This is a genomic window from Nocardiopsis valliformis DSM 45023 (assembly GCF_000340985.1).
Taxonomy (GTDB): domain Bacteria; phylum Actinomycetota; class Actinomycetes; order Streptosporangiales; family Streptosporangiaceae; genus Nocardiopsis; species Nocardiopsis exhalans.
The window spans coordinates 61156-70682 of record NZ_ANAZ01000042.1; the positions used below are offsets into that span (position 1 = coordinate 61156).

Here is a 9527-nt window from a genome sequence, read left to right on the forward strand (position 1 = left end):
GGCGTTCCCGACCGCTCAGGTGGTGGGGACGGACAGGTTCTCCGGGCTCTCCGCCTGCTCGGGCGGGGGCGTGGCGCGTGGGATCATCCGGGTGACCAGCAGGGCGATGTCGTCGCCCCGGCCTGCGGGGGCCATCTCGGCCAGGACCTGTGCGGCGGCCTTGGGGTTCTCCCCGTGCTCGGCGAGCGCCTCCCCGACCTGAGCCAGCCCGTCCTGCATGTCGACCTCCGAGCTCTCCACGAGCCCGTCGGAGCACAGCAGAAGCGTGGTGCCCGGGGCCAGGACACGAGTGGTGACGGTGTACTCGGTGTCGGCGAGCACGCCCAGGGGCGGGCCGGTCTCGGGGGACCACAGTTCGTAGGCACCCTTGGCGGCGAGCACCGCCGGGGGCTGGCCCGCCCAGGCTGCCTGCATGACCCCGCTCCCCCGGTCCACCACGAGGTAACCGCAGGTGGCGAAGACGATCTCGCCGGTCTCGGTGAGCAACCGGTTGGTCTCGCCCAGGACCACTCCGGGGTCGGACTGGTTGGTGGCGTAGGCGCGGAAGGCCACCCGGATCTGGCCCATGGCAGCGGCCGCCTCCACGCCGTGGCCCTGCACGTCGCCGACGAGCAGGCCCACCTTGTTGTCGGGCAGCTCGATGACGTCGTAGAAGTCGCCGCAGATCCGCCACTCCGCGCGGGAGGGCAGGTACTTGGTGGCGATGTCCATGTCGGGGAAGCTCGCCACTTGGCGGGGCAGCATGCGGCGCTGGACGGCGTCGGCTAGCTCCAGCTCGGCCTGCTGGGCCTTGATCCGCTGCAGCGCCTGACCGGCCAGCCCCGCGAAGGTCAGCATGAGGGCACGTTCGTCGCGGCTGGCATGGTGGGGGCGGTCCCAGATCATCTGCCACACGCCGAGGGCGATCTTGCCGTCTCCGAAGATCGGCACGGTGGCCCAGGCCTGGCCGCGGACCGAGCGCATGAGCTCGACGGCGGCCGGGAAGCGGCTGACGATCTCGGCGCGGCTCTCGAAGAACCGGGGTTGGCGGTCCTGGATCACCGCGCCCATCGGGTAGTCAGTGTCGTCGGCCCGGCGGCCGTCTATCTGCGAGACGTTGCCGCGTTCACGGGCGCTGGGCGAGGTGCGCAGCAGGCCGTCCTCGACGTAGAGGGCAGCGGCGCCGGTACCGCCGAAGATCGGCAGGAACTCCTCGCTGAGCAGGTCCATCACCTTGTCGACGGTGGTGGCCGAGACGAGTTTGGCGGAGAGTTCGGTGACCAGTCGGCCGTGCTCGGCCTCGGTGCGGCGGCGGTCGGCGAGCCTGCGCACCAGCTGGACGTGCTCGGTGACGTCGTCGATGATCCCGACGAGACGGTCGGGCTGGCCGGGCACGTACCTGGCGCGCACGTGCAGGGAGCGTTCGTCGCCGAGGCGGTCGAAGATGCGAAAGCGCTGTTCGTAGTCCCGCCCCGCGAAGGAGGCCGCCATGGCGTCGCGTACGCGGGCGGTGTCGTCGGGGTGGATGCGTTCGAGGATGCGCTCGAGTTCTCGGTCGTTCCCGGCCAGGAGCGCGCCCAGCGGGGTGGGGCCGAAGAGCTCGCGCAGACGCCCGCTGCTCAGGTCCAGGCTCCACAGGACGGAGTCGGAGTTGTCGGTGCGCAGGTCACCGACCACGCGCAGATCCGCTTCTTCCGTGGACAGCACGTGGAAGAGCACGATCACGGCGGGCCCGGAGGAATCACGGGGCAGGGAGGCGCCGCCGCCGTTGACCGGGAAGGGCCGCAGCTCGACCTCGGAGAGCCGGGAGGACTTGTCGCTGACGGCCAGGCGCAGGCGGAAGCGGCGGTTCCACTTCCCGGCGAGCGCGTCGTGGTGGGCCCGGGAACCGTGTTCGGTGTCGGACGGGTCCAGGAGTCCGAACCAGGGCCGGTCGGTGAGCTCAGCGGCACCGCGGCCGAACAGTTCGGTGAACGCGTGGTTGGCGTGTTGGATCGCGCCGTCGGCCCCCGTGACCGCCATGGGCTCGGGCGCATGACGGAACGCCTCCGCGAGAGCGCCCTCGGAGCCATCGCCTGAAGCGCGTTTTCCGTTCACGTATGACTCATCCTCATGTCGGCTCGGACGTCACACCCGCGTCAGGCGCGGTCACCCCTGGAACGTACCGATTCGGCTCATTGTAATGTCCGACGTCTGGACCGGCCCGGGCAGGAAACCGGACCGGATGCCTCGGCACCCGTCCTCTGTCGGCTGCGCCACCTCGTCGAACACGGATCCCTCATGGTCCGTCAACGTGATGGGGTAACGGCTAGTTCCGCTCCGGGGCCGTACCCTACTGACCACAAGGCGTGAATCGTTACGCCCGTGTGACTCGGCAGCACAGAAATGCACTCCGCCCCCACTTCACCCCCGATGGGAATGGGCCCCATTGATGCACTGTGTTCACTCCAGGACACGTGCGACTCTCGGCGTGGGAGGGTGATTCGCCCCCAACGGTAGGGGATGACGGGCCCGCCCGCATCCGCGTGTCGTCTTCTTCCCCTTTACGGACGGGGTCTTTGGCCTGTTTATCACCTATTTTCACTTTCTGGCCGAATGTGGCACGTTCAAAGCAGGGACTTTACGGGCACCGAACTGGTCAGTCGAGAACTCGTCAAAAACCCCGAGGACTCACCATGCACCCTGAACGCGCCCGAACCGCGACAGGATCGCTCCTCCACGGCACCGCGTGCGAGTGGACCTGCCGGCTCTGCACCCACAGCAACCCCGAGGACGAGGACATCTGCTGCCAGCGGTGCGGAGCCACCAAACCCTGACCTTTGCCTTCCCGCCCTTGACGCACAGGCAAACGGACGGACAACGGGCGCCGCGCATTGCTCCGCGCGGCGCCCCCGCAGGTCGCTAGCCGACTGGCTCGACCACCGGTTCGGTCACCCGTTCGGACCCCGGTTCGATCAGCCCGAGGTCGAGCTGTTCCCAGGAACCGACGTCCCGCCGGAGCTGACGGTCGTGGGTGGCCAGCACCACCGCCGCGCCCGTCGCGCCGAGGCCCTCGGTGAGCTCGTCCACCAACGCGATGGACAGGTGGTTGGTCGGCTCGTCGAGCAGCAGCACGTGCGGACGCGACGCCAGCGCGAGCGCCAGGTGGAGCCTGCGCTGCTGGCCCATGGACAGATCATGCAGCGGCTTTCGGAGGTCCGCCGCGGCGAGCAGCCCGAGGGAGCTCAGCGAGACCGTCTCGCTCTCCCCCAGCACGCCCTGGCTGACCAGTCGCCCCATGTGGGCGGCGAACACCTCGTGGGCGCGCCCGGCCCCGGCGCTCGGCGACTCCTGGGTCAGCAGCCGTACCCGGGCGGTACGCGCGGTGCGCACCGCTCCCCCGGTCGGATCAACTCGTCCGGCGAGCACCGACAGCAGGGTCGATTTGCCCGCCCCGTTGGGTCCGGTGACCACCAGCCGCCCACCCGATTCCAGGGCGAGCGTGACCGGCCGGTCCAGCCTTCCGCGGACGGTGACCTCCTCCGCGCGCAGCAGGGTCACCCCGGGCCGCGTGGGCAGCTCCGGCATCCGGAACCGCATCGGGGGCGGTGGCATGGTGAGCGCATGCGCCTCCAGGTCCTCCCGGCGGCGGTGCACGGCGCGGACCAGCCCGGGCGCACGAGTCGCCCGCTGGTGCTTGCCGGTGCCCTTGTCCGGACGCCAACCGCTGAACAGCCGGTTCTGTGCTTCGGACAGGTCCTGGGTGAGGCGGGCGTGCTCGACCTGCTGCTGTTCGTACTCCTGCGTCCAGCGTTCCCGCTCGGCGCGCCTGCCCTCCTGGTAGCCCGCGAAGCCCCCGCCGTACACGCGGGGTCGGCCGTCCCGGCTCGGGTCCAGGTCGAGCATGGTCGTGGCCACGTCCGAGAGCAGGGCGCGGTCGTGGCTGATCAGCACCACGCCACCGGAGTGGCCCCGCAGCCGCTGGGTGAGGAAATCGAGCCCGGCGGCGTCCAGGTGGTTGGTGGGCTCGTCCAGGAGAAGGAAGTCGTGCGCGGCGCCGAGCAGGCAGGCGAGTCTGACCCGGTAGCGCTGCCCGACCGACAGTTCGGCCAGCGGGCGCGACCGGTCGGTGACCGCGCCCAGGTTCTCCAGGGCGAGGTCGACCCGGCGGTCGGCGTCCCAGGCGTCCAGCACCTCCGCGGTGTCCAGCGCCTCGGCGTACCGTCCGGTGGCCTCCGGGTCCCCGGCGGCCAGCCCTTCGGCGGCGGCGTCGAGCGCGGCCAGGGCGGCGCGGGCGTCGGCGAGTTCGATGTCGATCAGGTCCCCGACGGTGAGGCCGTCGGCGGACTCCATCTCCTGTTCGGCGACGCCGAGCGTGCCGATGCGCTGGACGCTTCCGGAGTCGGGTTCGAGTGCCCCGGTCAGGATGTGCAGCAGGGTGGACTTGCCGCGGCCGTTCTCACCGACCACGCCCCACCGGGAGCGGGGGGTGACGGTCATGTCCACGCCGGACAGCACGGTGCGTCCGCCTCGGGCGATGTGGAGGCCGGTCGCGGTGAGCTGGGCCCGCTCTCCGGCGGGCAGCGCTGATCTGAGTTCGAGGGCGGTCAATGTTCCTCCGACACGAGCTGACGATGTGACCCGCAGAAGGGGTCGGGACATGCGTCTGGCACCCGTGACCACTCAGCTGTGGACGGGCGCCCTGGCTCGCTCTAGAGGTACATGACGTACGGCACGGGCCCAGGTTAACAAGGGTGCGGAAGAGAAATCCAGGCGATAAAAGCGAGGCGTTGGCCATCGGACGGATCCGATGGCCAACGCCTCGCAGTGCGGTCCGGGGGTGCCCGGTTACTTCTTCTTGTCCTCGGGGATCACCGTGCGGATGTGCACGTCGCGCAGCTGCTGGTCCGAGACGACCGCGGGGGCGCCCATCATCAGGTCCTGCGCGTTCTGGTTGAGCGGGAAGGCGATGGTCTCGCGGATGTTGGGCTCGTCCGCCAGGAGCATCACGATCCGGTCGATGCCGGGGGCGATGCCGCCGTGCGGCGGGGCACCGAACTTCAGCGCCTTGAGCATGCCGCCGAACTCCGCCTCGACCGCGTCCTTGTCGTAGCCCGCGATGTCGAAGGCCTTGTACATGATCTCGGGCGAGTGGTTACGGATCGCGCCGGAGGACAGCTCCGTACCGTTGCAGACGATGTCGTACTGCCAGGCGAGGATGTCCAGCGGGTCCTGGTTCTCCAGGGCGTCCATCCCGCCCTGGGGCATGGAGAACGGGTTGTGGCTGAACTCGATGTGGCCCTCGTCGGAGCGCTCGAACATCGGGAAGTCCACGATCCAGCAGAACCGGTAGACCTTCTCCTCGAAGAGGTCGGCGCGCTTGGCGGCCTCGACGCGGACCGGGGCCATGATCTTGTTGATCTCGGCCTCGTCCTCGCTGGCGCAGAAGAACAGGCCGTAGCCGGGACCGGCGCCCAGGGTCTGGAGGAGCTCGTCGGTGATCTCGGTGACGAACTTGGCGATGGGACCGGTGAGTTCACCGTTCTCGCCGACCTTCAGCCAGGCCAGGCCCTTCGCGCCCTGCTCCACGGCGTAGTCACCGATGCCGTCGAAGAACTTGCGGGGCTTGTCGCCGACCTGCGGGACGGCCAGGGCGCGGACCTTCTTGCCCGCGAAGGCGCGGAAGTCGGTCTTGCCGAAGAGCTCGGAGACGTCGACCATCTTCATCGGCGCGCGCAGGTCGGGTTTGTCGGTGCCGTACCACTGCATGGCGTCGCGGTAGGCGATCCGCGGGAACGGGGAGGTGATCTCCCAGTCCGTGGAGAACTCGCGGAAGACGTCGGTCATGACCTTCTCGATGACCTCGAAGACGTCCTCCTGCTCGACGAAGCTCATCTCGACGTCGAGCTGGTAGAACTCGCCGGGCGAGCGGTCGGCGCGGCTGTCCTCGTCGCGGAAGCAGGGCGCGATCTGGAAGTAGCGGTCGAACCCGGCGATCATCAGCAGCTGCTTGAACTGCTGCGGGGCCTGCGGCAGGGCGAAGAACTCACCCGGGTGCAGACGGGAGGGAACCAGGAAGTCGCGGGCGCCCTCGGGGCTGGAGCTGGTGAGGATGGGGGTCTGGAACTCGTTGAAGCCCAGCTCCGTCATCTTCTGGCGGATGTAGGCCACCACCTGCGAGCGCAGCATGACGTTGCGGTGCATGCGCTCGCGGCGCAGGTCCAGGAAGCGGTAGGTGAGGCGGCGTTCCTCGGAGGTGTTGTCCTCGGGGAAGACCGTCAACGGCAGCTCCTCGGTGGTACCGAGCACCTCCACCTCGGCGGCCTCGATCTCGATCTCACCGGTGGGCAGGTTCGGGTTGACGTTCTCCGAGCTACGGGCGGCGACCAGACCGGTGACCTGAATCACCGACTCCTTGGAGATCCTGCTGAGCTCCTCGAACACCGGGGACTCGGGGCGGGCCATGAGCTGCGTGACGCCGTAGTGGTCGCGCAGGTCGACGAAGAGCAGGCCACCGAGATCCCGGCGGTTGTGCACCCAGCCAGAGAGGCGCACCTGCTGCCCGACGTGCTCCTTACGGAGCTGACCACACGAATGAGTCCTGTAACGATGCATGAGTTACCAAGTCCACTAACTACACGGCTGAGTGAGGATGCCGGGGAGCCCGAGACCGGGCCCGGCTGCAGGCATGGCATTGCCCCTTGAACACTGGAATCCTACCGCCAACGGCGCCGCCCGGTCCCCCGGTTAAATCGGGAGGGCCGGTGGTCAGCCCGGGGGCGGCCCGGCTCCGGCTCCGGGTCGGCCAGGCTCCGTCCCGCGGTCAGCCCGCGACGCCGCGCAGGTACGGGTTGGTGGCGCGCTCGCGCTCCACCGTCGTGGCCGGGCCGTGGCCCGGGAGGATCTGCGTGTCGTCGCCGCGCGCCAGGACGGCCTTGGCGAGGCTGGTGTTCATCGCGTCGCCGTCGCCGCCGGGGAAGTCCGTGCGGCCGATCGACCCGGCGAAGACCAGGTCCCCGGCGAACATCACCGGCACGCCATCCTCGGTGCGTGTGACGTAGACGACCGAGCCCGGGGTGTGGCCGGGGGTGTGCTCGACCTCGAACTCCATCCCGGCCAGGGTCAGGTTCTCCCCGCCCTCCAGCTGCATCAACCGGGCGGGTTCGGGGTAGGGGCCCGGGCCCAGGAGCATCTGGAGCTGAGCCGCGAAACCGGCGTCGACCCCCGCGGCGGGCGCGGTGAGCAGGCCGCGGTCGGCGCCGTGCAGGTACACGGGGGCCTCGTGGCGGTCACCGAGTTCGGCGGCCGACCAGACGTGGTCGAAGTGCCCGTGGGTCAGCAGGATCGCGGCGGGGGTGAGCCCGTGCTCGGCCAGGGCCTTGGCCACCTGCGGGGCGGCGTCCTGGCCGGGGTCGACGATGACGCACTCGCCGCCCGGAGCCGGTGCGAGCACGTAGCAGTTCGCGGAGAGGGGCCCGGTGGGAAGCGCGGCGATGAGCACGGCGGTAGTCGTCCTAAGTCCTGGTGGTTCTGCTGGCGGTGAGGGACGCTGGAACGCCCCCGACCACGGCCTGAGCGCACGTCCCTCAGCCGCAGAGCCTACCCAGCCGGTTCCGGTCGGGCCAATCGGCGGGTCCCGCGGGCGAACGCGTTTGATCACCATTCGATCACCGGGTGCGCCCGGGCTCTTTGCCAAAGCGCGTGGTAATGCAATATTGGTCACCGTCGCCGGGTACACCGAGGCCTTCGACCTGCGCTCCTTCGCGGAGCGGGAAACGAGCCCGACCGACGGCACGACGACCGGCAGCGGAACTCCCGGTCTGCGTTGATCTGAGACACGGCGCGTCGTTGTCCGCCGAAACGTATGGATATCGTGCTGGTGCACGGTGGTTCCCATCACGAACAGGCGCGGTACCGCCGCGACGACCCGAACCCGACCCCGACCGGTCGGGTTCATGACAGCAGGAGGACACGGTGACCACGGACCCTTGGGGCCGCGTAGACGATGACGGCACGGTCTATGTGCGCACAGGTGAAGGCGAACGGGTCGTCGGATCGTGGCAGGCGGGTGCTCCGGAGGAGGCGCTGGCCTTCTACCGGAACAAGTACGACGCGCTCGTGACCCAGGTGGAGCTGCTGGAGAAGCGGCTGCGCAGCACGGACCTGTCCGCCTCCGCCGCGATGACCAGCATCGACAAGCTGCGCGACTCCGTTAAGGACGCGAACGCGGTCGGTGACCTGGAGTCGCTGATCCGCCGCCTGGACCAGCTGTCCGGCCGCGCCGAAGAGCGCAAGGTCGAGCAGAAGCAGGCGCAGGAGGAGGCCCGCGGCCAGGCCCGCGAGACCAAGGAGCGGATCGTCGCCGAGGCGGAGCGCGTCGCGGCCGAGACCACGCACTGGAAGTCCGGCGGCGAGCGGATGCTCCAGCTCATCGAGGAGTGGAAGAAGGCCCCTCGGGCCGACCGCCCCACCGAGCAGGCCCTGTGGAAGCGCATGTCCGCGGCACGCAACTCCTTTTCCAAGCGGCGCAAGGCCTACTTCGCCAACCTGGACCAGCAGCGGGAGGGCGTACGCGCCGACAAGGAGCGCATCGTCGCCGAAGCCGAGGCCCTGTCGGGCTCCACCGACTGGGGACCCACGGCCCGCGCCTACCGCGACCTGATGCAGCGATGGAAGGCCAGCGGCCGGGCCGACCGGGCCAGCGAGGACAAGCTGTGGACTCGGTTCAAGGCCGCCCAGGACACCTTCTTCGACGCCCGCAACGCGACCTTCGCCGAGCGTGACGCGGAGCTTCAGGTGAATGCGGAGGCCAAAGAGCGGATCCTGGCCGAGGCCAAGGCGGAGATCCCCGGGATCACCGACCCGCGCCGCGCCCGCGCCCGCCTGCGTGACTTCCAGGAAGCCTGGGAGGAGGCCGGGGACCTGCCCCGAGACATGCGCGACCAGCTGGAGGGCGCGTTCCGGCAGATCGAGGACAGCGTGCGTCGGGCCGAGGACGCCGAGTGGGAGCGCACGAACCCCGAGGCACGGGCCCGGGCCAAGGACACCGTCGACCAGCTGTCGGCGGCGATCTCGGGGCTGGAGACCAAGCTGGAGAAAGCCCGAGCCAATAACGACGCTCGACGGATCAAGGAGCACGAGGCTGCCCTGGAGGCCCGCCGCTCCTGGCTGGCCGAGGCGGAGAAGGCTCTGGGCGAGATGAGCTGAGGCTCGCGCCCGAAGAGAAGACACTGACGGGCCGCACCCCTCGCGGGGTGCGGCCCGTTCGCGCGTTCAGGTCGGGGTGACCGAGTGCGCTAGTTGTTGTCGTCCTGCTCCGAGGAGGCGCGACGGCGGCCGAGCACCATGGCGCCGATACCGGTCAGAGCGGCGAGGGCACCGCCGACAGCCGGGATGGCGACCGAAGCGCCGGTCTGCGCGAGGACCGGGCCCTCGTGCTTGTGGCCCTTGTCCTTGTGGTCCTTGTGCTTGTCGTGCTTGTGCTTGTCGTGCTTGTCCTTGTGGTCCTTGTGCTTGTGGTCCTTCCCGTCCTTCCCGTCCTTGCCGTCCTTCCCGTCCTTGCCGTCCTT

Annotated in this window: 6 protein-coding genes; 1 reads left to right on the forward strand and 5 read right to left on the reverse strand. The window is 69.6% G+C overall.

From position 1 onward, the window contains the following. Positions 1-15 precede the first annotated feature (15 nt). From D457_RS0127855 to D457_RS0127875, 4 genes are all read right to left on the reverse strand, one after another. Positions 16-2076, reverse strand: a complete 2061-nt coding sequence (locus D457_RS0127855; protein WP_026117099.1) for a SpoIIE family protein phosphatase — start codon at positions 2074-2076, stop codon at positions 16-18. A gap of 804 nt (positions 2077-2880) precedes the next feature. After that, positions 2881-4569: an ABC-F family ATP-binding cassette domain-containing protein gene (locus D457_RS0127865; protein ID WP_017583962.1), complete on the reverse strand. Its 1689-nt coding sequence runs from the start codon at positions 4567-4569 to the stop codon at positions 2881-2883. Positions 4570-4806: 237 nt separating this feature from the next. Further along, positions 4807-6573, reverse strand: a complete 1767-nt coding sequence (aspS, locus tag D457_RS0127870; RefSeq protein ID WP_083926885.1) for an aspartate--tRNA ligase — start codon at positions 6571-6573, stop codon at positions 4807-4809. 208 nt (positions 6574-6781) lie between these two features. Further along, entirely contained in the window at positions 6782-7459 is a 678-nt protein-coding gene (locus tag D457_RS0127875) for an MBL fold metallo-hydrolase (RefSeq protein ID WP_017583964.1), read from the reverse strand. A 473-nt stretch (positions 7460-7932) separates the two neighbouring features. Between D457_RS0127875 and D457_RS0127885 the strand changes: the two genes are divergently transcribed. Further along, on the forward strand, positions 7933-9165 hold the full coding sequence (locus D457_RS0127885) for a DUF349 domain-containing protein (protein WP_017583966.1): 1233 nt from the start codon (positions 7933-7935) through the stop codon (positions 9163-9165). An 89-nt stretch (positions 9166-9254) separates the two neighbouring features. Here the strand turns inward: D457_RS0127885 and D457_RS0127890 are convergent. After that, the coding region (locus D457_RS0127890; protein WP_017583967.1) for an LPXTG cell wall anchor domain-containing protein at positions 9255-9527 on the reverse strand (273 nt) is incomplete at its 5' end.